The organism is Dyella sp. OK584 (assembly GCF_057787755.1).
The window spans coordinates 777,427-801,669 of sequence record NZ_CM173542.1; the positions used below are offsets into that span (position 1 = coordinate 777,427).

The window sequence follows — 24,243 nt, forward strand, 5'->3', positions numbered from 1 at the left end:
TGTATGAGCTTTGAGGTGGCGGCAAATCTCGCGCTTCGCGTCCTCGGGCCGGTGCGGCTCGAGCGCGAATCGGGAGCGTTCGAACCGGGCGCACGGCGCGAGCAGGCGCTTCTCGCTTTGCTCGCCGCCGAGGCGCGCCCGATGAGTCGCGCCCGCCTCGCTGCAATGCTCTGGCCAGATGCCGGCGACGTTGATGCGCGCGGGCGCATGCGCCGGTTGTTGCACGAGTTGTCGAGCCACGTGGGGCACAGCGCGCTTGTCACTGATCGTCAAACCGTCGCGCTCGCGAACGATGTGTGTGCCACCACCGATCTGGCTTCACTGCGCAGCTCCTTGGCGCAAGGATTGTATCGCTCGACCGAGGACGCGACCGAGGAGAGCCTCGCCGCTCTTGAGCACGCGGCGCGTTTGGCCGCCGCCGAGTTCGCGGAGGGGTTGGAGCTCGACGAATGCGACGAGCTGTCCGCGTGGCTGCAACGACAGCGCGAATCTCTTCGCCAGGCGCGCGAGCAAGCGCTGGCGCAACTCATCACGCGGCTCGAAGGCGCACAGCAGCACGAGCGTGCGCTCCACCATGCGCAAGACCTTGTAGCGATCGATTCGCTCAATGAAGCTGCGCAGCGCCGACTCATCCGGCTGTATGCCGCCGTCGGCCAACCCCGCGCAGCGTTGCAGCAGTTCCAGCGATGCCGGCAGGTCCTGCACGACGAGCTCGGTGTCGAACCGGAAGCCGAAACGCTCCAGGTCGCCGATGAGATAGGCGTGCGCGACGCGGCCACAATGACGCTTGCCGACAACCCGCCCGCGCCGGCGACGGTGCGGTTCACGCGCAGCGGTGACGTTCATCTCGCTTATCAAGTGCATGGCGCCGGTCCGCTCGATGTGCTCCTTATCAGCGGCTTCGTCTCGAACCTGGAGCAGGCTTGGGAGCCTGGCGGGCCCGCGGCCTTCTTCCGCGAACTTGCACGCGACTTTCGGCTCATCCTCTACGACCGGCGCGGTGTCGGGCTCTCCGATCGCACCGTCGATCCCGCCGATACGTCGGTGAGCAGCGCGGACGCGCTGGCGGTACTCGATGCGGCGGGCAGCCGACGCGCGCTCGTGTTCGCGGTGTCCGAAGGCGGGTCGATCGCGATTCGGCTCGCGGTCGAGCATCCAGAGCGCGTCGCGGGGCTGGCCCTCTGGGCCACGCTTGCGCGTGGTACTGCGACGCACGACTATCCGTGGGCACTGACCGCCGAGCGCTATGAGCGTTGGCTCGATGCGCTCGTCGCGCAATGGGGGCGGCCCGCAGCAATCGGCACCTTCGCGCCAGACCACGCGAACGATCCGCTGGTGCAGCGCTGGTGGGCGCGCATGCTCCGCCTCGGCTCCAGCCCGCGCTGCATGCACGCTGTCCTACGCACGCTTGCGCTGAGCGATGTACGCGCCCTGCTGCCGCAGGTGCGCGTGCCGACGCTTGTCATGCATCGAACGGGCGACCGCGCCGTGCGCGTCGACGCCGGCCGCCACGTCGCGACCGCCATTTCCGGCGCCCAGTGGCTTGAATTGCCCGGTACCGCGCATTGGTGGTGGCTAGGCGAGACGGCACCGATCATCGAAGCGATCAAGGGCTTTGCACAGCGTTTGGCTGACAGCGTTGAGCGCTAGCGAGCCCGCCTTCACCCTCGCTATGGTGCGTCAGCTTGCAAGGTACACCGGTCAATCGATCGGAAAATCTCGACCGTCTGGTTCGGGCCGGAAGCGGATCTTGCTACACGCTCAGCCCGGGGAAATTCTCGCCAATCCAGGATCGGAGCTCTAGCTCGCTCCGAACTGGCTTTTGCTCCTGTAGTGATGGAGCAAACAAGCTAAGCCCTTTTCCTTGTTTCACTCGGTTCAGTAACACTCTCATCTTGGCTTCGACCCAGCCAACAGTCGAGGCAGCGTCATACCGGTAGGCCTCCAAGAGCCGCAGATAGAGCGATTGATCGACAACGCCTCCGGATGGGAGCGCAACATCAACCTCTGCATTCCATTTCCGAGTTTCGTCCATCGACTTTTAGTCCGGCATTGCCTGTCCTATGTGATGCTTCCCGGCATGTCCGCTTTGGGTGGCGGACGTTATAAAGGCAACGCTTTTGCCATTTCCGTAGTGCCGTTCCAACCCAACCTCTCATATAGCGGCTTGCCCTTCTCCGTTGCATGCAGGACGGCATAGCGAACCTCGCGCCTGACGAACTCCGCTTCGGCCAGCTTCATCAGCTCACCGGCCAATCCACGCCTCCTGTGGTCTGGCTCAACAAAGACGTTAAGGACGTATCCGCGTTTTTCATGCGTCGGATGCTCGGGATGAGGCGGCCAGTCGATGAGCATCAGGCCGATTCCAGCGACAGGCGCACCATCGTCCAGCATGAGATAGCCAAAATAGGATCCATCCAACAAACGTGGTCTAGCCCATTCGCGGAAATGCTCGGTCATAAGCCTCAACACGTCATCGCTTCTACCCGCATCCCGAAACATCTCTTCGCGGTGCCGACAAATCAGGTCGAGGTCATTTGTACCGAGTGTTCGAACATCCATAATGGCTCCGAAGTGACAAGATCAGTCCATGAGGTCCGCTGCGGGCCGGAAGCAGACATTCCGCTTATAGCGTGATTGCCCCGCCAACACCCCGAGCCCGACCACCAATGCTCAGGTTGAAAGCGAAGCTATTCCTGCCCTTAGTGCGGTGACAGCGTTGGCCGGAGTACTACGGCCTGGCCGGAATGACACCGAGGTTGGCCATCCATGCCTCCGCCAGCGTGATCCAGCGGGTGATCGGTTTCGGTGTGGGCCGCACGCCAAAGGCATGACCGCCTTCGGCGTACAAGTGGATCTCCGCGGGAATACCCGCCTGCTGTAGCGCGACGTAATAGGTCACCGATTCACGCACATCGTCGACGGGATCATTGCCGGCCTGCACGATGAACGTCGGGGGACAACGAGCGTCGATCTTCACGTCTGACCTCAGCGTGATGCTCTTGCCGTTCCACAGATGGCCCGGATAGAGCGCCATGGCGAAATCGGGGCGGACGCTCTGCTTGTCCGCGTCATCCACCGGTTTGTAGCTGAGCGCCGCGTGATTGCTTACGTCGGCAACCATGCGTCCGCCTGCGGAGAAGCCGATGACGCCGACCTTGTGCGGGTCGACACCAAGGCTTGCCGCGCGCTGGCGCAGCAAGGCGATGGCGCGCTGCGCATCCTGTAGAGCCATGGGCACGGCGGGCCGCTTCGCGCAATTGCACTCGTCGTTGTAATACGGGCCGGAGCCAGGCACGCGGTATTTCAGCAGCACGCAGGTGATGCCGCGCGAGGTGAGCCAGTCGCAGATCTCGGTGCCTTCCAGATTGATCGCGAGAACGCGATAGCCGCCGCCCGGAAACACCACCACGGCCGCGCCGGTGTTCTCCCCTTTGGCCGGATAGATGGTCATGGTCGGGCGCGACACGTGCTCGACCATGGTGACCGGCAGACCGGCGAGTGGTTGCGTGCTGGTGCCGAAGTCCTCTTCGCCCGGCATGGAAGGTGGCGCGATCTTCAGACCGTCGGGCCAGAGCGGCATCTGTTCGGCCGGCGGCGCCGGTTGCCAGGGCCACATCTGCCGGTCAAACAGGTTTGTGGTGCCGGTGGTCGCCAACGCCGTGCCCGCGCAGAGCCACAGCGCGACCATCAGGCCTATCCACGAATGCTTGAACATATCGCCTCCACGTTTCGGTCCGTGTGTCGTGGATGGGACGCGAGGCGTCATACGCCGCCGCGGACGATGCAGCGTGCGCGGCCGCCGGGGCGTGCGGCTTGCACAGTTCTGGCAATTTGCTGACCGCGGAGACGACGGGTCCCGCCGGGGGCCCAACCGCCTCTGCGCCGAGCGTGGACAGAGCCCTCTTGTCGGTTTGGTCATCGGCCAATTGCATACCACCCCCCATGTCTTTAGGTCCGCTCCGGGTGGCGGCCTCAACCGGTCGATGCAACTTGAACCTCAAAAGGGAGCCGATAGGCAGCCCGTGCGGCGGATACCTCAGGGACTGCCAAAGCAGGCTGACGTTTACCTGTTTCAGTGCCGAAGTGTATCGAGAAGAGCTACCACGGTCTTAGATGCCTTGTCAGAACAAGATCTTGGATTGTCGACTTTGACGGTAACTACCTGGCCTTGCACAACCGCGTCCACTAGAACCGATGCGCCATCCAAAACACCGCACGACACAGCTTTTCCGTTGTAAGCCTTCAAGGCCTCAACAAGCTCTTTCAGGCGAACCAGATCGGGCGCCGGTTTCCTGGGTCCTAGGTTCGCTGCTTTAACGAGCAACTTTCCTTGATCATAAGTTGATCCGCTTGCAAATGGACGCTGCGTGCCGTCAGACACGACAAACCCAGTGACCGCCCCGGACATGTAGTCGCGGGTCCAGACGCGGAGCTCAAAGTCTGCTGTCGACATCAACGGTGCAAGGCCGCCGGCACGCGCGTATTCATTCGCTGCGGGTTTGAGATCGACTGGAAAGAACCTGGAGGGGCTGCTCACGGCAGCACAGGATATGAGCGCGAACAGTAGAAACGCCAGAAACCTCATTGACCGAGCTCCTCACAATCCATCCGAATTTGTAGAAATCCTGACAATGCATGCCTCTCATATCTGCGCCACCAAGTCCGCTCTGGGTCGCAAGCCGACCTTACCAGTCTACCGACGGACATCGCCCGAGGCAGTATCAGTTGGAGAGTGGCGTTAGAGGGTCGCCCGGGCTACTAGGGCAGTCAAAGCTTCTGACATATGGCGATACCGTCGCTTCATGACCAACAGCGCCTCCAACGACACCATGAACCTTCCGGTCCTCATAGACGATTGAGCAATGTGTTCCCACGGCAGGGAAGAACTGTTCTCCGCCGAAATACGTGGCGTACAAAGTGACTTTCCCACCGTTGGGCGAGGTGACGGTGACAGCTCGCAGGAAATGTATATAGCCGCTGCCAGAAGGTGGCCGTTCCGTATAGCTGAGGATCAGCGCGGATTTCATAACTTCGAGCTTTTCATTCGCGATGGCCAAGGGTGGGATCGCGCAAAGGAGCCAAAGCCCACAAAGCATGAATTTTCGGCTGCGTCCTTTCATCTACTGCCCCTCTGGGAAACGTCTGTTTTGGGTCGGAAGCAATGGGATGGACTCCTCCCCACCCACGGCATCTAAGAGTGCCAGACTGGAGTTGCGACACAACCAGTCACAGCGAGGAGGAGTCCGCCATGAAGCTTACGCGCATTGGGATCGACATCGCCAAACAGGTGTTCCAGCTGCATGGCACGGATCGATGCGAGCGAATGGTATGGCGTCGCCGCCTACCTCGGGATCGCTGGGTGCAGGCCATTGGCGATGTCGCCGAGCCGGGCTGCGAGATCGGCATGGAAGCCTGCGGTGGCGCCCATCATTGGGCGCGCCAACTGCAGGCGCTAGGCTATCGCGTGAAGTTGATCGCGCCGCAGTTCGTGAAGCCCTATGTGAAGAGCAACAAGAACGACGCCAACGATGCCGAGGCGATCTGCGAAGCGATGAGTCGCCCCAGCATGCGCTTTGTCACGGTGAAGACCACACGGCAACAAGATATCCAAGCCGTGCACCGCGTACGTGCCGGCCTGATGGAGCAACGGACGGCTAAAGGCAATCAGATCCGTGGTCTGGTTGCTGAGTATGGATTGGTAGCGCCCAAGGAGCTGTCATCGCTGCGCCGTGCGATGCCCTGTTGGTTGGGAGACGCCGACAACGGCTTGAGCGCGTGCTTCCGGCAAGTGCTCGAGGGCCTATGGCGTGACCTTCGCGCCGTGGATGAGCGCATCACCGAACTCGATCACGCGATCGCCGACCTGGCGCAAGCCGATCCCGATGCGCGTCGTCTCCAGGAGCTGCGCGGCGTCGGCCCCATGGTTGCCACGGCGTTGATCGCCGCCGTGGGAGATGCCAAGCAATTTTCCAACGGCCGCCAGATGGCGGCATCGCTCGGGCTGACGCCACGACAGCACAGCTCGGGCAGCAAGGAGCGGCTTCTCGGTATAAGCAAACGCAGCGATGCTTATGTCCGCAGCTTGCTCGTGCACGGTGCACGCTCCGCCTTGCGAACAGCACCCGCCAAGGAAGATCGACTTAGCCAATGGGTCGTGCGGCTTGCCCGACGAGCTCATCCCAATGTCGCTTCGGTGGCGTTGGCCAATAAAACCGCCCGGTTGGCGTGGGCGCTGCTACATCACCAATGCGATTACCAACCAGCCCTCGCGGCTGCCTGAAAGAGACGTCCATATATCATCCAACCACGATTGCTAAGCCCACCGCACGATGGCGAACCGGTCGAACCGGCGCCGGCAAAACCCTGAAAGGTCCTGGTGCTTAGAAAGCACGAGAAAGCGATTGGGAGCCGGCGCGCGACTAGCCCATCATGGCCCAGCACCGCAAAGCGGTGCCGCAGTTAGAGGCCGGATATACGTGTGCAGTCGACACGGACGCTAGAGACGGGGGCTTTGCAACGGGGAGGAGTCCATATACGGACCTTTCACACATCGCCCAACACTTCAGCACGACGTGACCTGACCGGCAACAATGGCCTGCACGCGGTCGTCTGCTTGCTTGATCCAAAGCCAGTTCATCCTGTCACCAGCACCACCGCAAACGCCCCTGAGCTTCTGCTCGAAGTTGAAGGCCTGCCACGCACCCGATTTGTGAGAGGGCATTCCGAAGCGCTTGCGGACATCCGTCGTCGACATGCCGAGCCATCCCTTATTGCCTGACAGTGCAACGGTCGTCATTGCCGGTAGCGCTGGGCAATCCGTGGTTCCAGTTACAGCCGGCAGTCGTTCGGCGACAAGTCCAGTGATGAGATGATCTGTGCCACCCATCTCCCCGCTTGAAACAATCCAAATCCGCTCACCTTCGTGGGGCCGGCTGTAGCAAAGCCAGTACTCGCTTTCGCCCGCATCGCCTCGATGATCCACCACTCCTTCGCCGACGGCGGCTGCGATTTCTCCCAAGGTGGTCTTCTCGAATCTGGCTGTCGAAGACCCGAGAGCGAATCCTTCGCTCGGCGCCTCGCGAGACACTGCCTTCCAGCTCATCTCCGTCCACGGTGCACCATGTGGCGGCGTTGCGGCCATCACAGCGCCGCACCAGCACATCAGGCCGGCAAGAAGAATCGTTCGACGCATGCTCCCTCCTTGGTTAGGTCCGCTTCATGCCCTGAGCCGTTCCGTCAACTATCTGACGAAGCCAGGCCAGCGAGCAAGGGCGAGCCACGGCGCTGCAGGGCCATAAGGTAGCGCGACTCGTCGTAGGGTGTGTGGGACTGCCAACAGCGATGCAGGATGCGGATCCACTTGAAGGCTAGCGCACGCACGGCCACTTGGTGCGGGCTGCCCTTGGCGCGCTGTTGGCGATAGAAGGCTCCGGCCCAGAAGGACTTGTTGATCGTTTGGGCAGCCCACTCGATGAAGGTCTGGCGGACGAACGTAGGGCATTGCCAACGCCAGTGCACCCAGCTTTTCTTGCCGCTTCGCTCCGTCACCGGCGCCACACCGGAATAGCGCTGCAGTTGCTCGGCGCTGGCGAAGCGTTCGCGTTGCTCGCCGAAGGCAGCCAACAGCCGTGGCGTCAGGATCGGCCCACTACCCGGCAAGGCTTCGAAGAGCGCGTAGTCCGGAAGCGTGGGAGCGAGCACGGCAATCTCTTCGTCGAATCGTTCGATCGCACGCAGTGCCACCTGCAACTGCTCGACCAGGGCCTCAGCCAGCAGCTGATGCGTGGTGATCACGGCCGGATCCTCGGTCAACGGCATGGCTGTGCGGATCGCCTCCACGCGGTCGGCAATGACCGTGGCAAAGCGTACGTTGTGGGCACGGAAGAACGCTTCAAGCGTGGCCTTGCGCGCCCGCTTGGCCTGCTTGAGCGTGGGCCAACGTCGCAAGAAATCGAAGAACACCACGGTATCGTGCTGCTTAAACCAGTCCAGTAGCTGGGGGTAATACTGCTTGAGTGTGTTGCCCAAGCGATTGACCAAGCGCTTCTTGTCGTCGACCAGCAATCGTCGCTGCTCGACGAGGAAACTCAAGGTGCGCATCTCCACACTTTGGGGTTTGAGCGGCGTAACTCGGTCGGGATAGCGTTGCATCAGCTCCAATGCCAGCTGTGCATCGGTCGGATCGTCCTTCGCCCGGCTGGGTTTGAACGCCCTGCGATACATGGCCAGCAGGCTGGCATCGATCGAAAACAGAACGATGAAATCGTACTTCTGCAGTGCATACACCACGGGCCCTTTGGCCAGCTCCAACGCGATGGCAATGCGCCCACCGAAGCGCTGATGCAATCCACGCGCCCACGCATCGATGGCATCGGGCTGATGGGCGAATGTGCCGAACTCATACGCGTCGCTGCCAGCCGGTTGCAGGCAGACGTCGTGCTTCGCATCCGCCCAATCCAAACCGATGAACGCCGTAAAATCGTCATCCCGATGTGTGCGCATACGTCACCTCGTGGCGTGATCACGATACGAGACCTGCGTGCTTAAGCTCGGCGAAGCCAATATAGAGAGCCGATCACTCGGCGAGCCCTGAGTATTCGTTAGGGAACTCAAGCGCACCGGCCGGCTCGAAACCAAAGCGGCGAACATCGGATGTTTGGGTCGGAATATTCGTAGCCGGCCGGTGCAAGTCCCGCCCTCGCTGCCAGCTACCTGGCAGCCGTGACATGGTCACCGAGAACGGAACGGAATACCTATATCGGGTCGGTAGCGGACGGCTTCACTGTCGCTGTAGCTCTGTCTTTAGCGCGAGGTTGTAGGCCACCGCATAGGCTCTTGCGACCTCTAATAGCCGCCCGTAATCGGCACTATCGATGACGTCACTGGTCCCCTCCAGGCACCTTATGCCTGAACGTGGCGGCGGCTTATTCCCCTCAGGCCCGGGGACGCTACAGGTATAACCATTGAGTCCGATGGGGCGAGCGTCCCCGGATGCCAAATGAGACTTTGCGTCCGCGGCGGGGTCGTGAAGATTGAGCTTCGACAGTGTTGCTTCCAAAACAGCAGCATTCGTCTCCGACTGCGCCGCACACGCAACGGAATGCGGGCATGCGAGCAGCAAGGAAAGACAGCCCACTAACATCCATGATCTAACCATCTGCCCCCCCAAACCAATCGTCCCGCCAATCATGCCCAGGTCCGCTCCGGGTCGAAAGCGGACCCTACCCAACGCAATTACCCGTATCGCACACCTTCGCCGTTCCAGCCTTTTCGTGCCCAGCCCTTCGAAGGCACGAGAACACCGAATCCACTCTCCGCCAGAGCCTTCGCAACCTGTGAGGGCTTGGTATCGAGCGAAACGCCTGTGCCGAGCCCAGGCGTCGGGCTAGCCAGAACAACCCAGTACGGAAACTCGGGCAGATCGCCATCCGAGAGGCAGACTTTGATGGCAGCGTTCGCGGCATAGCCCACGAAGTAGTGCCCTTCGAGGTAGTTACTGCTTTCGCGCTCTTCAGCCGATACGAGACCGAGACGAAGGAAGACGTCTTTCGCGACTTCTGCCAACGCCCTTGACCTGTCAGCGTCTTTGATAAACAGGACTTCGTGCATGAATCCCCCGGTCATAAACGCCGCCCGCGGCCCAGTATCAACCATGTCCGCTTCATGCCCTGAGCCGTTCCGTCAACTATCTGACGAAGCCAGGCCAGCGAGCAAGGGCGAGCCACGGCGCTGCAGGGCCATAAGGTAGCGCGACTCGTCGTAGGGTGTGTGGGACTGCCAACAGCGATGCAGGATGCGGATCCACTTGAAGGCTAGCGCACGCACGGCCACTTGGTGCGGGCTGCCCTTGGCGCGCTGTTGGCGATAGAAGGCTCCGGCCCAGAAGGACTTGTTGATCGTTTGGGCAGCCCACTCGATGAAGGTCTGGCGGACGAACGTAGGGCATTGCCAACGCCAGTGCACCCAGCTTTTCTTGCCGCTTCGCTCCGTCACCGGCGCCACACCGGAATAGCGCTGCAGTTGCTCGGCGCTGGCGAAGCGTTCGCGTTGCTCGCCGAAGGCAGCCAACAGCCGTGGCGTCAGGATCGGCCCACTACCCGGCAAGGCTTCGAAGAGCGCGTAGTCCGGAAGCGTGGGAGCGAGCACGGCAATCTCTTCGTCGAATCGTTCGATCGCACGCAGTGCCACCTGCAACTGCTCGACCAGGGCCTCAGCCAGCAGCTGATGCGTGGTGATCACGGCCGGATCCTCGGTCAACGGCATGGCTGTGCGGATCGCCTCCACGCGGTCGGCAATGACCGTGGCAAAGCGTACGTTGTGGGCACGGAAGAACGCTTCAAGCGTGGCCTTGCGCGCCCGCTTGGCCTGCTTGAGCGTGGGCCAACGTCGCAAGAAATCGAAGAACACCACGGTATCGTGCTGCTTAAACCAGTCCAGTAGCTGGGGGTAATACTGCTTGAGTGTGTTGCCCAAGCGATTGACCAAGCGCTTCTTGTCGTCGACCAGCAATCGTCGCTGCTCGACGAGGAAACTCAAGGTGCGCATCTCCACACTTTGGGGTTTGAGCGGCGTAACTCGGTCGGGATAGCGTTGCATCAGCTCCAATGCCAGCTGTGCATCGGTCGGATCGTCCTTCGCCCGGCTGGGTTTGAACGCCCTGCGATACATGGCCAGCAGGCTGGCATCGATCGAAAACAGAACGATGAAATCGTACTTCTGCAGTGCATACACCACGGGCCCTTTGGCCAGCTCCAACGCGATGGCAATGCGCCCACCGAAGCGCTGATGCAATCCACGCGCCCACGCATCGATGGCATCGGGCTGATGGGCGAATGTGCCGAACTCATACGCGTCGCTGCCAGCCGGTTGCAGGCAGACGTCGTGCTTCGCATCCGCCCAATCCAAACCGATGAACGCCGTAAAATCGTCATCCCGATGTGTGCGCATACGTCACCTCGTGGCGTGATCACGATACGAGACCTGCGTGCTTAAGCTCGGCGAAGCCAATATAGAGAGCCGATCACTCGGCGAGCCCTGAGTATTCGTTAGGGAACTCAAGCGCACCGGCCGGCTCGAAACCAAAGCGGCGAACATCGGATGTTTGGGTCGGAATATTCGTAGCCGGCCGGTGCAAGTCCCGCCCTCGCTGCCAGCTACCTGGCAGCCGTGACATGGTCACCGAGAACGGAACGGAATACCTATATTGGGTCGGAAGCGGACACTTCCACATGATGCCCGCACCATCTTCGCGCGAGCCAGGTGATGACCGATCACTGGCCAACCTGCTCCCTAAGACTTGACCCGCAATGCACGCAGTTCCGCCGCCATGGTCCAGCGTTAAACGGTAGGCCTAACAGGCTCGTTCTCTGCATATTGATCGCTTCCCCACAGGCCGAACATGTGACCCTTTTGAGGAGCAGCGAAGCGCAAAACAGCCAAGCGAAGAAGAGAATAAAGAACCAACTGGAAATGTAGAGCCCTGCCGCTCCCAGGACGAAGCCAACGCTCATCGTCCAAGTCCATGTCAACACGTTCTTCCTATAGGTCGTCATTACCCTCCCCTAAAGAGTCCGCTACGGGTCGGAAGCAGACATAACTATCTTGCCTTAGCCACGATCAGCTCTGGACCCTCGCACAAGCCGGGGAGCCTATCGGTCAGGTGTACATGGTCAAAACCATCGGCCTCCATCTCGACCGCGAGATCTCCAAGAACTTTCGCAATGGCTCTCAGCTCCGCAGGGCTGGCCAAGATGCTCGCCTCGGACAGTGTCAGCGGCGCGCCGCTGCCATAGCTACCTTCTTCATATCCAAACAGCTTCATGCCAGTCCCTGCTCTGTAATTTTCGCGTCCAAGAACCGCCCGCCTGGGGTCGGAAGCGGACCTATTTGCGAGCCGATTTCGACAGCCATGGTCTCAATGGCTTGCCACGGCCAAGTGCAAAAACACCGCGAGAACCCAAACGATAAATGGAACGGCGATGCACCAAAAAATGCCGTGCCAGTAGCTGATTTCACCCTTCCTCCAAGGACCGCTGGCCCGCCCGAAGCTCCAAAAAAACAGCGGAAGCACGGCAAGGAAAAAGAGGTTCGGATAGGCCAAGCGATCAGACGCAAGGCCGCCAAACAAAAATACGACTGGAAAGGCCCACGCCAGCGCGAAGGCGCGCCAGTGTATTCCTGCAGTTTTCAGTAGCGTCGAGTCCATCGCGTCGACCATAGGTGTCATCCGATCTTAAGTTCCCGCGCGATCCTTCCCCGCGCTCACGTCAAAAGCAATACTCGGTGACGTCTGCTCCGGGTCGAGAGCGGACATTACTATTCATCAGTTCTTGCACTCAACGTCGCTTTGCCAGCGCCAAGAGTTGGCGGCATGCATCAAGGTTGCCTTCCCCGTGGTTCCAGACGAGTCACTACAGACGACACGCGCCTGAAGCAAGCCACCGGCCATCCATTGCGGGTCTTCAAAGGTGGACTTCACGGCCTCATAGGGCTTGGCCTCTTTCCCGACCGGAGCCACCATCTTCGTTGTGCCCGCGTAACCCGACCAGACCTTCTTGCCTGACAAGTCTGAGACCAGCCATAGCTCCCCATCCATGCCATCTTCCTGCCTGATAGCGAGGAAGAGCTTTCCATCTGGCGATGGATACACCGTATGGCCTGCATCCAATAGCTGCCCGCCAGCGTTGATGAGCAACTTCCCAGAGAAGAGGCCGTCTTGGCTCATTCCAACGAGGTGGGCATTGATAGAAGGGATATAGCCGCAGTAACGCCAATGGAGCCCGCTTAGCGGCTCATCGTAAGGTGGCATATCGATGAACCGCCTGGTGCCAGACCTGTAATTGACTGCAAGGACATGATCGCCCGCGATGCGTTTGGCCCCTTCTGGAGCCATCTGAAGGGCCTGGTTCTCGTTGCCATCGACATTGCACGTCAGGTTTTGAGCAGCGACGCCCACCGAGACTAAGCTGAGGAAGACAGCGCCGAGAATCGTTGGATTAGTACGCATGGCCACTCAGATAGTGTTTGAGAAAAAGGTCCGCTCCGGGTCGGAAGCGGACACTTCCTATACCGAATCAAGGACGCCGCCGGCGCTTGCTAGTTGGTGCCTTGGTTTGCTGCTGCATGCTGAGCGGCGATGCGCTGATCTATCATTTCCAATGCCTTCGCTTTCCACGGCTCTTGATCAGGAACAGCAACTCTATTGGCAACGCCACGACGCGCTCTGGGGAGATCATAGGAGTAGCCGTGCTCCAATAACCAGATCACCCAGTCAAAACGACCGACGACGAGCGGCGCATTGATCGTGGAGTCAAAGCCTTCGTGAAAATTGATATCGGCCCGCCGATTCAATAGCAGCTCGGCGCAATCAAGATGCCGCCCTGTAATCGCAATCATCATGGCGCTCTGACTACGAACAGGAGAGTTCGGGTCGCCACCATGATCAAGAAGGAGCCCAAGAAGCTTTGCGTTGCCCGCTCCTGCCGCCAGCCACACTGGACTTTCTCCATCCTCCCCCATCCGCTGATTCGGGTCGGCGCCAAGGTCGAGCAGCAGCCTAATCGCCCTGTCATCATGCTGATACATCATCCAGATCAGTGGCGTCGCGCCTTCGAATCCAGAGGCATTTACGTTTGCCCCTTCGGCGATCAGATGTCGAGCCTTAGTGCCATCACCGTCTCGAACTGCGTGTAAGAGCGCGACCACACCCGAATCCTGGAACACCTCGTGCGCTGACTTGCCTGCCGCAGAAAGCTCGTCTCCTGCGGAAGCAGCGGTAGACGCCAGAAGAAGTATCAATCCGATGACCAGGTGACGCAGACGCTTAATCACGGTTGTCCTTTGCGTTGTAGTGACTTGTCAGCTGCTTACGGAAAATGTCCGCTTCATGCCCTGAGCCGTTCCGTCAACTATCTGACGAAGCCAGGCCAGCGAGCAAGGGCGAGCCACGGCGCTGCAGGGCCATAAGGTAGCGCGACTCGTCGTAGGGTGTGTGGGACTGCCAACAGCGATGCAGGATGCGGATCCACTTGAAGGCTAGCGCACGCACGGCCACTTGGTGCGGGCTGCCCTTGGCGCGCTGTTGGCGATAGAAGGCTCCGGCCCAGAAGGACTTGTTGATCGTTTGGGCAGCCCACTCGATGAAGGTCTGGCGGACGAACGTAGGGCATTGCCAACGCCAGTGCACCCAGCTTTTCTTGCCGCTTCGCTCCGTCACCGGCGCCACACCGGAATAGCGCTGCAGTTGCTCGGCGCTGGCGAAGCGTTCGCGTTGCTCGCCGAAGGCAGCCAACAGCCGTGGCGTCAGGATCGGCCCACTACCCGGCAAGGCTTCGAAGAGCGCGTAGTCCGGAAGCGTGGGAGCGAGCACGGCAATCTCTTCGTCGAATCGTTCGATCGCACGCAGTGCCACCTGCAACTGCTCGACCAGGGCCTCAGCCAGCAGCTGATGCGTGGTGATCACGGCCGGATCCTCGGTCAACGGCATGGCTGTGCGGATCGCCTCCACGCGGTCGGCAATGACCGTGGCAAAGCGTACGTTGTGGGCACGGAAGAACGCTTCAAGCGTGGCCTTGCGCGCCCGCTTGGCCTGCTTGAGCGTGGGCCAACGTCGCAAGAAATCGAAGAACACCACGGTATCGTGCTGCTTAAACCAGTCCAGTAGCTGGGGGTAATACTGCTTGAGTGTGTTGCCCAAGCGATTGACCAAGCGCTTCTTGTCGTCGACCAGCAATCGTCGCTGCTCGACGAGGAAACTCAAGGTGCGCATCTCCACACTTTGGGGTTTGAGCGGCGTAACTCGGTCGGGATAGCGTTGCATCAGCTCCAATGCCAGCTGTGCATCGGTCGGATCGTCCTTCGCCCGGCTGGGTTTGAACGCCCTGCGATACATGGCCAGCAGGCTGGCATCGATCGAAAACAGAACGATGAAATCGTACTTCTGCAGTGCATACACCACGGGCCCTTTGGCCAGCTCCAACGCGATGGCAATGCGCCCACCGAAGCGCTGATGCAATCCACGCGCCCACGCATCGATGGCATCGGGCTGATGGGCGAATGTGCCGAACTCATACGCGTCGCTGCCAGCCGGTTGCAGGCAGACGTCGTGCTTCGCATCCGCCCAATCCAAACCGATGAACGCCGTAAAATCGTCATCCCGATGTGTGCGCATACGTCACCTCGTGGCGTGATCACGATACGAGACCTGCGTGCTTAAGCTCGGCGAAGCCAATATAGAGAGCCGATCACTCGGCGAGCCCTGAGTATTCGTTAGGGAACTCAAGCGCACCGGCCGGCTCGAAACCAAAGCGGCGAACATCGGATGTTTGGGTCGGAATATTCGTAGCCGGCCGGTGCAAGTCCCGCCCTCGCTGCCAGCTACCTGGCAGCCGTGACATGGTCACCGAGAACGGAACGGAATACCTATATCGGGTCGGAAGCGGACCTAAGAGTTAGCTTCGCTCAATGTACAAAACTTGTTTCGGGTGACGCTACGTAATGGTTTCTACGGCGTCTTGAAACGCCGCACCATCAGCCGAGTCAACCCAGTACCTAGCGTGCTTGGAACTCAACAGTCCTGTTCCAGATCAGGATCGCCCGCCGCACGAGAACCAAGGATCGGGGGCCAGCGGTACATCTCCTTCGGATAGGCAAAAGGCTCGCGCCCGCGAGCAACCGATTCGACGTCTTGCATCAAACGTGACCCGAGTTTGAGGTCTTCAAACCCTGGCTCTCCGGGGTTCGCGCTATACGCCGGACTCTTCTCATAGGCATCTTTAAAATGCTGCTGAGCCTGATCACACATGTCCAAAACTTGATCTGTGCGTGCATCCCCCATTTTTGTACGCATGCACTCAATATTGAATCGCAATTCCTCCCATGCCTCTTCCAACGTTTTGCCAAAACGCGGGTAGGAATACGTGCTGGTGTTCGTGCCTACCCAGACGATACGACCGGCTAGATCGCGGATGCTTTTAACTTCTACTAGTGCCATTTTTCTAATGCCCTAAATGTCACACCGGCAGCAAGGGCAGCGGGCGCTGCGATTAGCAAAAGCAGAAGACAAATCCTGACCATATCTCCCCCATGGATTCGGCCCGGACCAGGCCTGTGTTGAGCTTGGCTGTTACGTCCGCTCCGGGTCGGGAGCGGACTTTGAGATCGCGCTAGCTTTCGAGCACCGGTTGCCAAGCCTGAAACGCCGCATCGCTTCCCTCATCCCACGGCCAAATACCCTTGGTGGACGGGTATACGAGTTGGAGGAGTCGGAACTTGGCACCCATGTATAGCCAGATATCCCAACCCACGTATTCCTCATAGTGGGTAGGGCTAACGGAACGAAACTCGCAGTCGAAGTCGTCCAGGAAGCCCTGAGCACGCTGCCCCGCATGAAATCCCTCTCCAGCGCGCGTCCTGGCGCAGTACTCATTGATCATGAAATGCGCCAACTCCTGCCGAAGGCCAATGATGATGATCTCCGGGCACCCAATTGAGCGTTCAATACCGACTGAGTAGCTGAAGGGAGGTAGGTCATCCTCAGCGAACACATGGATGACATGGCAGCCGTGTTTTTCGATGTCGTCCAGACACTTCTTCTCGGCTTCATCCATGGTCTTCATCTCGATTTAGTCGTATTTGAAAGGGTCCGCTTTGGGTTGCGGATTCAACCGGTCGTTGCAACACCCATAGACTGCGACAGCAGGAGGTGTGTTGCCAATGGCCCAACGACCCCGGTCCATTACACAGAGACCCAGAAGGCCCTGATGTGGGACCGCTGGCAGCGTGGCGAGTCGTTGCACGAGATCGCCAAGCTGTTTGATCGGCACCACTCAGCAGTGCGTCGGATATTGGCCGAGACCGGCGGCATACGACCGTTGGCCCGCCGTCGTGCCGAGCGCACGTTGACACTCGCTGAGCGCGAAGAGATCTCGCGAGCCATGGTGGCGGGCCGGTCGATCCGGGCCGTCGCCTTGCAACTGCAGCGCGCACCGTCGACCATCAGCCGCGAGATCCAGCGTAGCGGTGGTCGGGACGGTTACCGCGCCAATCAGGCCGACCAGCAAGCCTGGGATCGCGCGCGTCGTCCCAAGGTCTGCAAGCTGGCCAGGTACCGGAAGCTTGCGACCCGGGTGGCGCAGAAGCTGCAAGGGCGATGGGCGCCGGAGCAGATTGCCGGCTGGCTCAAGTACACCTACCCGGACAGCGAGCAGCACCAGGTGTCACACGAAACCATCTATCGCAGCCTCTATGTCCAGGCCCGTGGTGCCCTAAAGAAAGAGCTCTTGGCCCACTTGCGGCGCACCCGAACGATGCGCCGTTCGGGCCACCACACGCAGAAGACTGACAGCCACGGCCAGCTCCGCGACATGGTGTCCATCAGCGAGCGCCCGGCCAGCGTCGAGGACCGCGCAGTGCCCGGCCATTGGGAGGGCGATCTGCTCTGCGGCAGCGGAAACAGCCAGATGGTGACCCTCGTTGAGCGCCAAACACGCTTCGTCATGCTGATCCAAGTTGCCCGCAAGGACACCGAAACAGTCACCGATGCGTTGATCAAGCACGCGCGCAGGTTGCCCAAGGAACTCTATCGATCGCTGACGTGGGACCGCGGCAGCGAAATGGCCGACCATCGACGCTTTACCCTGGCGACCGATATTCAGGTGTACTTCTGCGACCCTCAGCATCCATGGCAGCGCGGTTCGAACGAGAATACCAACGGCCTACTGAGGCAGTATTTCCCTAAGGGCACCGACTTGTCCGCGCACTCGCAGGCCAAGCTCAACGCCGTGGCGCGGGAGTTGAACGGACGTCCAAGAAAGACCTTAAACTTCGAAACACCGGCCGAGCGATTTCAGCAAACTGTTGCGATGACCGGTTGAATCCGCAGTCGAAAGCGGACCTAAGCGGACATTTCTAGAATGCCGGTGATGGCCGTTTGATCGCAAGCCAGAATCCCTCACGGGAAACTGGTCAACACCAGCGCCTTGGTCAGCCCTTTCCGGAAATGGCGTTCAAGCTGACCGGAATCCGCACTACGCAGACCGAATGTCCCCGGTTCGCAAACCAACTGGCCGCTTGCAAACGAGTTGCTAGCTGCCCATGGCGATACACCGCGGCCACACCGCGGGGCGTCGTAGCCGCGAGGGCTTAAAGCATGCACGCCACGCCAACGCTTTAACTCCTCGGCGTTTCAACGCTCCGCGGCGTAGCCACTGGCTGTAGGCGGCGTGCCGTCGCTCTCGGCTTGCCTCCGACCCCAGAGCCTTTATTCATCGCTCCACTGCCAGCTCTTGAAGGCCATTGCTTTGGGCCAGCAAAGAAAAGTGACTCGGCCGCCGGCAGGCGGTCGAAACGCCCGTCGCGCTGGCAACAAGCTGGCGACCCTACCCCGAGCACCGCGATCAACCTGCATGCCCACACAAAGCTCAACTCCCCGCCGGCACGGAAACACATCAACTGGAAGCGCCCCCTCGCACCCCGGACCGTAACAAAACGGCAAGACAATCGATGCGGCGGACTGCGATGGTGCTGCCCGCCATCGTTTTCGAGGAGAGGCACGGTGCACATCATCCTGGTGGAAGACGATCTGCAGTTGGGCGCGGCGATCCAGCGAGCGCTTGACCGCCTGTCGTACACGGTGACCTGGCTTACCGACGGCGCCGAGGCAGTGGCGGCGATGCAGGAGCAAAACGCCGACCTGGTGCTGCTGGACCTGGGCCTGCCCGGCAAGGATGGCCTCGACGTGCTGCTTGAGGCGCGCCGCAACAACATCCGCACGCCAGTGCTGATCCTCACCGCGCGCGATGCGGTGCAGGCTCGCGTGCACGGGCTGGACGCCGGTGCGGACGACTATCTCACCAAGCCGTTTCATCTCGATGAACTCGGCGCACGCATCCGTTCGCTCACGCGACGCATGCAGGGCCTGGCTGGCAATCGCATCGAAGCAGGCGCGCTATGCCTTGACCTGGCGACGCTGGAGGTCACGTTTCGCGGCAACAAGGTGGACCTCACCCGGCGCGAACTTACACTGCTGCAAACCCTGATGGAACGCGCTGGCCGGCTGGTGAGGCGCGACACGTTGGAAAGTTCGCTTTATGGCAGCGAGAAGGTAGTTACCGACGGCGCGCTGGACGTGCTGGTGCATTCGCTGCGCCGCAAGCTGAGCTTTGAGACGATCCAGAACGTGCGCGCATTCGGCTACATGGTTCCGCGGGAGCCGCGGTGAAGCCCAACAGCCTGCGTGGCCGGCTGCGCTGGATGATCATAGCCATGCTGGTGCTGTTCCTTCTGCCGTTGGCGCTCTTCAGTTTCCGGCGAACTACCGAGGAGATGGGCCAGCTGTCGGATGCGCGTCTCGCAGAGGCCGCCCACACCATCGCGACCATCATTCGACAGGCCGGTATCGACACGTTCGTCGGCCGCGAAGGCATGCTGGTGCCGGTGCGCAAGAAGAGCGAGCTACGCCTGGCCGGCGAGATCGCCACCAACGAATCGGAGGTGGGTTTCCAGGTATTCGATCGGCAAGGCAAGCTGGTGCTTGGCACGGTGAACCTGATGACGCTGCCGGCCACACCAGATGATCGATCCGCGTATCACGACCTGAAGAAGCAGCATCACGTGTGGCGTACCTTCAACTACGTCGACCCGGCCAGCAACTTCATCATCCGCGTGGCTGACCGTTACGACAGCCGCGAGGAAATCGTGCATGCGCTATGGCTGGATCACGGCCTGCCCTTCCTGCTTGGACTGCCGGTGTTGGCGTTGCTGGTCGGTTGGGCGGTGGCGCGCGGCTTGCGTCCGCTGGCGGCACTGACAACTGCCTTGTCCTCACGCGAGCCGGGCAGCCGCGAGCGCATTGCGCTGCCTGATGCGCCACGCGAACTGCGCCCTGTGCTGGCCGCGCTCAACGAGCAGCTGGCCCGCCAGGAAGACGCACTGGAACGCGAGCGACGATTCAGCGCAGATGTCGCGCATGAGCTGCGCACGCCATTGGCGTCGATCATGCTCAATCTTGAAAGCGCCATGGCGACCCTGGAACCGGACGAGATCCATGACAGTCTCTCCGGCGCACAGCACAGCGTTGCCACGCTCGCGCGACGTATCGAACAGCTGCTTTCATTGGCCAAGCTGGAGGCCGGTGCAGCGTCGAGCCGGCCCGTGACGGTCGATCTGGTCGAACTGGCCGGCGGCGTGGTGGAGGAGCTGGCACCGATCATCAGTGGTCGTGGCGTGGACCTGGGTTTCAGCCAGCGGCGTGAACCCGTGCTCGTGCAGGGCTACCAGCCGGCGCTTGCGGCGCTCCTGCGCAACCTGCTGGAGAACTCGCTGCGCTACGTACCTGCCGGCGGCCAGATTCAACTTGCCATTGTGCAGAATGCCCAGGAAGCAACGCTGGAAGTGATCGATAATGGTCCGGGCATTCCACCGGAGCGGCGGAACGCTGTGTTCGAACGCTTTCATCGTGAGGCTGCGAGCCGTGGCGAAGGCTACGGCCTGGGCCTCTCCATCGTGGCGCGTGCCGCAGGCCTGCATCGCGCGTCCATCGAACTGCTCGACTCGCCCTTTGGTCGAGGCCTGCGGGTGCGAGTGTCGATACCGTTACTGTGCCCCTAGAGACAGTCTGGGCGGCATTGTCTATCAGCGAAGCCCGGTCCGCGTTTTCGACAAGACCCTGACGGCACCAGATCCCCTTATCGTCTTGTGGAAAGTCCGCTTTCGCGGTGAAAAGCGGACACTCCGAAATTCATGGCCCGGCTTCTTTCGAACTAACCACCGACATCAGCGTACCTGGATGGGCGAAGCCATACCCAGGGTACTCAGGTCTGATTTCGCCGCCGCAGGACAGCAACGGCCAGCAACACGAACGCGACGAATACGACGGCCTGCGCGACCCCAAAGGGGGGTTCCTTCAAGGTGGGCGCCGCCTCATGCAAGACCGGAATTTTTCCAAACGCCTGAGCCACCGCCACGAACGCCAGAAGGTATTCGCTGACGACCACGCTAACGAAGAAGATGGCAGAGCCCATGCCGGAGCGGTGTCGCGAGGACAGGGTCAGAAACGCCGCGATGAGTACCAATAGGGCGACGACCCCAACGATGATGGCCGGCGTCACGCCATTGAAGGGAAAGAGGAACCCCGTGGCGCTGGTTGCGACAGCGGTGATGAGAAAGAACAAAATCCATTTTTCGCTCGATCTGGCGGTGATCGAACCGTAGATCACGACGGCACCCGACAGAAGCGCCAGGAAACTCAGGATGGTGTGGAACGCGGTGAGCACTGCGAGACCGTTACTCATGACCTGCTCCTTCTTTGGGTAGAAAAGCCGAACATCTCCCATGCCCGTGCCGGACCGAGTGGCGCGGGTAATCGTGCGCGTGCAAATGCCGATGAAACTTTCGCCGAAGGCGACCGTGCGGGTGAACCAGATCATTTCCCCGATGGCGTTCCTGCTCGCCACGGATGCTGCAATTTCCTCTACGACCCGATTCGTTGCAAGGATCCACAACGAGGATGGCAGCTCAGTCGCCCGGATAGCGCCTCTTCGACATATACCGCCGGCGGCGCCCCGAGAGAAGATGCCAAGGTTTTCGTCACCCTGCTTCGTTACCTTACACCGCCTGCCGACCCGTCGCGATTTTCAGTTGCCTTGATTCCGTGCTCCGCCATCGGCGCTCACTTCCATGCTGGGATGGCAGAGAGAGCCATATGCCCGACCTCGGTCAAAGGCAGACATTCCGGAAGGCCGACGCATGGTGCACAACACGATGCGTCGTTTTCATAGTGGCGATTAGCGCCGTGTCGCCAACACTCCGTCCAGCGCCAGCTGCGCCTTGAAGCCCGCCTTTTCCAGACGCTTTGCCACTTCACGCGGAACATCGCGATCGCTGGTGAGCTTGTTGGGACTGCCGGTGTAGTGGAACAACCGCCCGCCACGGCGGAGCACGCGCGCGAGTTGATCGTAGAACGCCTGTGAATAGAGCTCGCCAGCAATGCCGAAGCGTGGCGGATCGTGCAGCAGCGCGTCCATCGAGGCGTCGGCAATTTGCGCCATTGCCTGTGACACATCGGCATGGGTGAGTTGCAGGCGACCACCATTGGCGGGCTCGTCCGGGTCCGGAGACCATGGGTTGAGCGTGCGCAACCACAACACATCGGCGTTCTTTTCGAACGAGTGGATGCGGGCCACGCCAGCCTCCAGACAGCAGGCAGCGAAGTAACCCAAACCACCGCAGGTATCGAGCAGTACCTTGCCGCGTGGCTCAACCAGCGCCACTTTGCGGCGCGCATCCTCGAACGGCGATTCTTTCGCGGTGGGCAGCATCTTGATGCCGTCGATCTCGAAGGTGGGTGCGCCCCACTCGGTGGGCACCAGCTTGATCAACGAGCCGGAAAAGCGTGACACCGGCGCGAACTCGTCGCCATCCCAGTAATAGATCGTGCGGTCTTTGAGCTTGTGCGGATACGGGTAACGCTGCCCCTTCCATTCCCAAGCATCCGGCTGCAACAGCACGTTGCCGCTTGAATGGCCCAGATCCAGCGAACCGATCCATTCGCTCTCACCGGCATCGCGTGCAGCCAGCAGCGCATTGGCAATGGGGCGCGTGAGCAGGGCGCCTGAATAATGCGACACGGTGGATAGTCTCCTGGAATGTACGTATGAAGCTTTCTGGGCGATCGGGGCTGAGATTACGCCTTAGGGTGTCGCCTCTCGAATCCGTTGAAACGAAATAACCGTGCCGTGTCGAAAGCGGGCGTGACTGCGATCTCTTTAAGGGATCTGCGCGATCATAAGTTTCTCTGGATCATCGATCGAGCACACATGCAGTCATTCCCCGCTATCGAGAGCCTTGAGGAGATTGTTGCGCAGTGTGACGACTTCTTTTTGCAACCTTGAGAAGTCTTTGGGTGTGAGCGCACAGGCCCCATCGAGATTAATGCTCATAGCCTTCTCGCGCAGGCGCTTGCCGCTCTTTGTCAGGCGAACCCTCACCTGGCGCTCATCAGCCGGGTCGCGCGTGCGCTCAACGTAGCCCATCGCTTCAAGCTTTTTGAGGATGGGCGTGAGCGTGTTCGATTCGAGAAAGAGTTTCTCGCCGAGGCCACTCACCGTCTGATCGTCTTCTTCCCACAGCGCGACGATGGTGACGTACTGGGTATAGGTGAGCCCGAGCTCCTCGAGAATGGGCCGGTACACCTTGCCGAACGCCAGATTCGTCGAGTAGACCGCAAAACACAGGAATTCGGTCAGCTTCAGGTTCGTTTTCATGTGTTTCTCTCAAATGGAGTCGGACCCGTGTCCGTTGACCTCGCGATTATACATCGCATGCGAGCTAATCGGTAGCGCCACAACATCTTGACGCAAAGTCTTGCAGGTGCGTGGCATGGTGGCTCTGCTACCCGGCTTGCCGATTCAAGCGCGCGCGGCGTCGTGGCGCCATGGCGTCCTGGAGCGATAGGCGTCCAGCTTGCGTCTGCCGGCACAGTATCGAAGCACCCTGAAGTACGCCGCTTGACATCGATCCCGATCCGGCGGATGATTAATAGATCGCATGCGATTTAAGCGCACGCGGCAATGAAGCAAGAACCAAAAATACCGATCCCCTTGACGCCTTCTTCACGTCAATTCGGCTTAAATACAGCGCATACGATTTAATCGATAGCGATGTACATGAAACCCATCAGACGATGAGGAATTTGTTATGACCAAGATTGAAAAAGTCATCTTCACGGGCAAGGCCCACACCATGGTCAACCACGACCCCAAGGCCCAGCGTGGCGACCACGGCGTCGTGGACATCAAGACGTCGGCGCCTGGCGGTGAAAATCATGATTTTATTGCTGCCGAGCCGCATCCGACCGCTGAGCAGTTGTTTGCGGGCGCCTGGTCGGCCTGTTACATCACCGCGCTGGGGATCGCCGCCTCCCTGAAGAAGGTTACGCTGCCGGTCGACTTTTCCGTGGATATCCAGGTAGATGTCGGCCAGACCGGTCCTGGCTGGTTCCTCGGCGCCCAGTTCACCGTCCGGCTGCCGGGCCTGCCACAGGATGTTGCCGAGGCGATCGCGCACTCGGGCCATCAGATCTGCCCATACTCGAAGGCGACGCATGGCAACATCGAAGTTGCCATGAACGTCATCACGGCGTGAAGCACCACCAGGCCGTTTCGACCATAGCAATATGCGTCGAATCGGTCTGGGCTTCTTCATCGCGACGCCACCGATCGTTGGCCTGCCTGACTGGGCTCT

At 60.4% G+C, this 24,243-nt stretch carries 24 protein-coding genes; 6 read left to right on the top strand and 18 right to left on the bottom strand.

The features are described 5' to 3' along the window. Window positions 1-3: 3 nt before the first annotated feature. Entirely contained in the window at window positions 4-1,650 is a 1,647-nt protein-coding gene (locus AC3CBN_RS03450; protein ID WP_488635428.1) for a bifunctional AfsR/SARP family transcriptional regulator/alpha/beta hydrolase, read from the top strand. A gap of 453 nt (window positions 1,651-2,103) precedes the next feature. Here AC3CBN_RS03450 and AC3CBN_RS03455 read toward each other — a convergent pair whose 3' ends face one another. The 4 genes from AC3CBN_RS03455 to AC3CBN_RS03470 all read right to left on the bottom strand — a co-directional run bounded on the left by AC3CBN_RS03455 (window position 2,104) and on the right by AC3CBN_RS03470 (window position 5,123). Beyond that, on the bottom strand, window positions 2,104-2,562 hold the full coding sequence (locus tag AC3CBN_RS03455; protein WP_488635429.1) for a GNAT family N-acetyltransferase: 459 nt from the start codon (window positions 2,560-2,562) through the stop codon (window positions 2,104-2,106). A 169-nt stretch (window positions 2,563-2,731) separates the two neighbouring features. Continuing rightward, a complete protein-coding gene (locus tag AC3CBN_RS03460; RefSeq protein ID WP_488636659.1) occupies window positions 2,732-3,694 on the bottom strand; it encodes an alpha/beta hydrolase in 963 nt (320 codons plus the stop codon). 381 nt (window positions 3,695-4,075) lie between these two features. After that, the gene (locus tag AC3CBN_RS03465) at window positions 4,076-4,588 is read right to left on the bottom strand and encodes a hypothetical protein (protein WP_488635430.1); all 513 of its coding nucleotides are present in this window, start codon (window positions 4,586-4,588) and stop codon (window positions 4,076-4,078) included. 136 nt (window positions 4,589-4,724) lie between these two features. Beyond that, window positions 4,725-5,123 (bottom strand): hypothetical protein, encoded by a 399-nt coding sequence (locus AC3CBN_RS03470; RefSeq protein WP_488635431.1) that lies wholly within the window; start codon window positions 5,121-5,123, stop codon window positions 4,725-4,727. Window positions 5,124-5,251: 128 nt separating this feature from the next. Here AC3CBN_RS03470 and AC3CBN_RS03475 point away from each other — a divergent pair, with 128 nt between their 5' ends. Next, window positions 5,252-6,283 (top strand): IS110 family RNA-guided transposase, encoded by a 1,032-nt coding sequence (locus AC3CBN_RS03475; protein WP_488635432.1) that lies wholly within the window; start codon window positions 5,252-5,254, stop codon window positions 6,281-6,283. Window positions 6,284-6,565: 282 nt separating this feature from the next. Here AC3CBN_RS03475 and AC3CBN_RS03480 read toward each other — a convergent pair whose 3' ends face one another. The 11 genes from AC3CBN_RS03480 to AC3CBN_RS03530 all read right to left on the bottom strand — a co-directional run bounded on the left by AC3CBN_RS03480 (window position 6,566) and on the right by AC3CBN_RS03530 (window position 16,619). Beyond that, window positions 6,566-7,195 (bottom strand): hypothetical protein, encoded by a 630-nt coding sequence (locus AC3CBN_RS03480; protein WP_488635433.1) that lies wholly within the window; start codon window positions 7,193-7,195, stop codon window positions 6,566-6,568. A gap of 44 nt (window positions 7,196-7,239) precedes the next feature. Next, window positions 7,240-8,505, bottom strand: a complete 1,266-nt coding sequence (locus AC3CBN_RS03485; RefSeq protein WP_488635434.1) for an IS110 family RNA-guided transposase — start codon at window positions 8,503-8,505, stop codon at window positions 7,240-7,242. Window positions 8,506-9,237: 732 nt separating this feature from the next. After that, window positions 9,238-9,612: a hypothetical protein gene (locus AC3CBN_RS03490; protein WP_488635435.1), complete on the bottom strand. Its 375-nt coding sequence runs from the start codon at window positions 9,610-9,612 to the stop codon at window positions 9,238-9,240. 72 nt (window positions 9,613-9,684) lie between these two features. After that, window positions 9,685-10,950, bottom strand: coding sequence for an IS110 family RNA-guided transposase (locus AC3CBN_RS03495; protein WP_488635434.1), 1,266 nt, complete (start codon window positions 10,948-10,950; stop codon window positions 9,685-9,687). A gap of 649 nt (window positions 10,951-11,599) precedes the next feature. After that, complete coding sequence (locus AC3CBN_RS03500; protein WP_488635436.1) at window positions 11,600-11,824, bottom strand: Imm32 family immunity protein; 225 nt, start codon at window positions 11,822-11,824, stop codon at window positions 11,600-11,602. Between the two features lie 93 nt (window positions 11,825-11,917). Continuing rightward, entirely contained in the window at window positions 11,918-12,220 is a 303-nt protein-coding gene (locus AC3CBN_RS03505; RefSeq protein WP_488635437.1) for a hypothetical protein, read from the bottom strand. Between the two features lie 105 nt (window positions 12,221-12,325). Further along, window positions 12,326-13,009: a hypothetical protein gene (locus tag AC3CBN_RS03510; RefSeq protein ID WP_488635438.1), complete on the bottom strand. Its 684-nt coding sequence runs from the start codon at window positions 13,007-13,009 to the stop codon at window positions 12,326-12,328. An 89-nt stretch (window positions 13,010-13,098) separates the two neighbouring features. Next, window positions 13,099-13,833, bottom strand: coding sequence for an ankyrin repeat domain-containing protein (locus tag AC3CBN_RS03515; RefSeq protein ID WP_488635439.1), 735 nt, complete (start codon window positions 13,831-13,833; stop codon window positions 13,099-13,101). Between the two features lie 73 nt (window positions 13,834-13,906). Continuing rightward, on the bottom strand, window positions 13,907-15,172 hold the full coding sequence (locus tag AC3CBN_RS03520; RefSeq protein WP_488635434.1) for an IS110 family RNA-guided transposase: 1,266 nt from the start codon (window positions 15,170-15,172) through the stop codon (window positions 13,907-13,909). Window positions 15,173-15,568: 396 nt separating this feature from the next. Continuing rightward, window positions 15,569-15,994, bottom strand: coding sequence for a hypothetical protein (locus AC3CBN_RS03525; RefSeq protein ID WP_488635440.1), 426 nt, complete (start codon window positions 15,992-15,994; stop codon window positions 15,569-15,571). A 172-nt stretch (window positions 15,995-16,166) separates the two neighbouring features. Further along, on the bottom strand, window positions 16,167-16,619 hold the full coding sequence (locus AC3CBN_RS03530) for a DUF4262 domain-containing protein (RefSeq protein ID WP_488635441.1): 453 nt from the start codon (window positions 16,617-16,619) through the stop codon (window positions 16,167-16,169). Window positions 16,620-16,763: 144 nt separating this feature from the next. Here AC3CBN_RS03530 and AC3CBN_RS03535 point away from each other — a divergent pair, with 144 nt between their 5' ends. From AC3CBN_RS03535 to AC3CBN_RS03545, 3 genes are all read left to right on the top strand, one after another. Then, complete coding sequence (locus AC3CBN_RS03535; RefSeq protein ID WP_488636660.1) at window positions 16,764-17,876, top strand: IS30 family transposase; 1,113 nt, start codon at window positions 16,764-16,766, stop codon at window positions 17,874-17,876. Window positions 17,877-18,556: 680 nt separating this feature from the next. Beyond that, window positions 18,557-19,222, top strand: a complete 666-nt coding sequence (locus tag AC3CBN_RS03540) for a response regulator (RefSeq protein ID WP_488635442.1) — start codon at window positions 18,557-18,559, stop codon at window positions 19,220-19,222. Beyond that, window positions 19,219-20,610 (top strand): sensor histidine kinase, encoded by a 1,392-nt coding sequence (locus AC3CBN_RS03545; RefSeq protein WP_488635443.1) that lies wholly within the window; start codon window positions 19,219-19,221, stop codon window positions 20,608-20,610. The genes AC3CBN_RS03540 and AC3CBN_RS03545 overlap by 4 nt, the downstream gene beginning before the upstream one ends. A gap of 203 nt (window positions 20,611-20,813) precedes the next feature. Here the strand turns inward: AC3CBN_RS03545 and AC3CBN_RS03550 are convergent, their stop codons facing one another. From AC3CBN_RS03550 to AC3CBN_RS03560, 3 genes are all read right to left on the bottom strand, one after another. Continuing rightward, a complete protein-coding gene (locus AC3CBN_RS03550) occupies window positions 20,814-21,428 on the bottom strand; it encodes a hypothetical protein (RefSeq protein ID WP_488635444.1) in 615 nt (204 codons plus the stop codon). Between the two features lie 357 nt (window positions 21,429-21,785). Further along, window positions 21,786-22,628, bottom strand: coding sequence for a class I SAM-dependent methyltransferase (locus tag AC3CBN_RS03555; protein ID WP_488635445.1), 843 nt, complete (start codon window positions 22,626-22,628; stop codon window positions 21,786-21,788). Window positions 22,629-22,823: 195 nt separating this feature from the next. After that, on the bottom strand, window positions 22,824-23,264 hold the full coding sequence (locus tag AC3CBN_RS03560; RefSeq protein WP_488635446.1) for a MarR family winged helix-turn-helix transcriptional regulator: 441 nt from the start codon (window positions 23,262-23,264) through the stop codon (window positions 22,824-22,826). Between the two features lie 433 nt (window positions 23,265-23,697). Here AC3CBN_RS03560 and AC3CBN_RS03565 point away from each other — a divergent pair, with 433 nt between their 5' ends. Further along, on the top strand, window positions 23,698-24,144 hold the full coding sequence (locus AC3CBN_RS03565) for an Ohr family peroxiredoxin (protein ID WP_488635447.1): 447 nt from the start codon (window positions 23,698-23,700) through the stop codon (window positions 24,142-24,144). Window positions 24,145-24,243 lie beyond the last annotated feature (99 nt).

Excerpts from the sequence above, each read along its gene's own strand:
- AC3CBN_RS03480 (WP_488635433.1), bottom strand. The coding sequence starts at position 7,195 with ATGCGTCGAACGATTCTTCTTGCCGGCCTGATGTGCTGGTGCGGCGCT.
- AC3CBN_RS03450 (WP_488635428.1), top strand. The coding sequence starts at position 4 with ATGAGCTTTGAGGTGGCGGCAAATCTCGCGCTTCGCGTCCTCGGGCCG.
- AC3CBN_RS03550 (WP_488635444.1), bottom strand. The coding sequence starts at position 21,428 with ATGATCTGGTTCACCCGCACGGTCGCCTTCGGCGAAAGTTTCATCGGC.
- AC3CBN_RS03560 (WP_488635446.1), bottom strand. The coding sequence starts at position 23,264 with ATGAAAACGAACCTGAAGCTGACCGAATTCCTGTGTTTTGCGGTCTAC.
- AC3CBN_RS03565 (WP_488635447.1), top strand. The coding sequence starts at position 23,698 with ATGACCAAGATTGAAAAAGTCATCTTCACGGGCAAGGCCCACACCATG.
- AC3CBN_RS03495 (WP_488635434.1), bottom strand. The coding sequence starts at position 10,950 with ATGCGCACACATCGGGATGACGATTTTACGGCGTTCATCGGTTTGGAT.
- AC3CBN_RS03470 (WP_488635431.1), bottom strand. The coding sequence starts at position 5,123 with ATGAAAGGACGCAGCCGAAAATTCATGCTTTGTGGGCTTTGGCTCCTT.
- AC3CBN_RS03455 (WP_488635429.1), bottom strand. The coding sequence starts at position 2,562 with ATGGATGTTCGAACACTCGGTACAAATGACCTCGACCTGATTTGTCGG.
- AC3CBN_RS03485 (WP_488635434.1), bottom strand. The coding sequence starts at position 8,505 with ATGCGCACACATCGGGATGACGATTTTACGGCGTTCATCGGTTTGGAT.
- AC3CBN_RS03505 (WP_488635437.1), bottom strand. The coding sequence starts at position 12,220 with ATGGTCGACGCGATGGACTCGACGCTACTGAAAACTGCAGGAATACAC.
- AC3CBN_RS03500 (WP_488635436.1), bottom strand. The coding sequence starts at position 11,824 with ATGAAGCTGTTTGGATATGAAGAAGGTAGCTATGGCAGCGGCGCGCCG.
- AC3CBN_RS03510 (WP_488635438.1), bottom strand. The coding sequence starts at position 13,009 with ATGCGTACTAATCCAACGATTCTCGGCGCTGTCTTCCTCAGCTTAGTC.
- AC3CBN_RS03530 (WP_488635441.1), bottom strand. The coding sequence starts at position 16,619 with ATGAAGACCATGGATGAAGCCGAGAAGAAGTGTCTGGACGACATCGAA.
- AC3CBN_RS03535 (WP_488636660.1), top strand. The coding sequence starts at position 16,764 with ATGTGGGACCGCTGGCAGCGTGGCGAGTCGTTGCACGAGATCGCCAAG.
- AC3CBN_RS03520 (WP_488635434.1), bottom strand. The coding sequence starts at position 15,172 with ATGCGCACACATCGGGATGACGATTTTACGGCGTTCATCGGTTTGGAT.
- AC3CBN_RS03490 (WP_488635435.1), bottom strand. The coding sequence starts at position 9,612 with ATGCACGAAGTCCTGTTTATCAAAGACGCTGACAGGTCAAGGGCGTTG.
- AC3CBN_RS03525 (WP_488635440.1), bottom strand. The coding sequence starts at position 15,994 with ATGGCACTAGTAGAAGTTAAAAGCATCCGCGATCTAGCCGGTCGTATC.
- AC3CBN_RS03465 (WP_488635430.1), bottom strand. The coding sequence starts at position 4,588 with ATGAGGTTTCTGGCGTTTCTACTGTTCGCGCTCATATCCTGTGCTGCC.
- AC3CBN_RS03475 (WP_488635432.1), top strand. The coding sequence starts at position 5,252 with ATGAAGCTTACGCGCATTGGGATCGACATCGCCAAACAGGTGTTCCAG.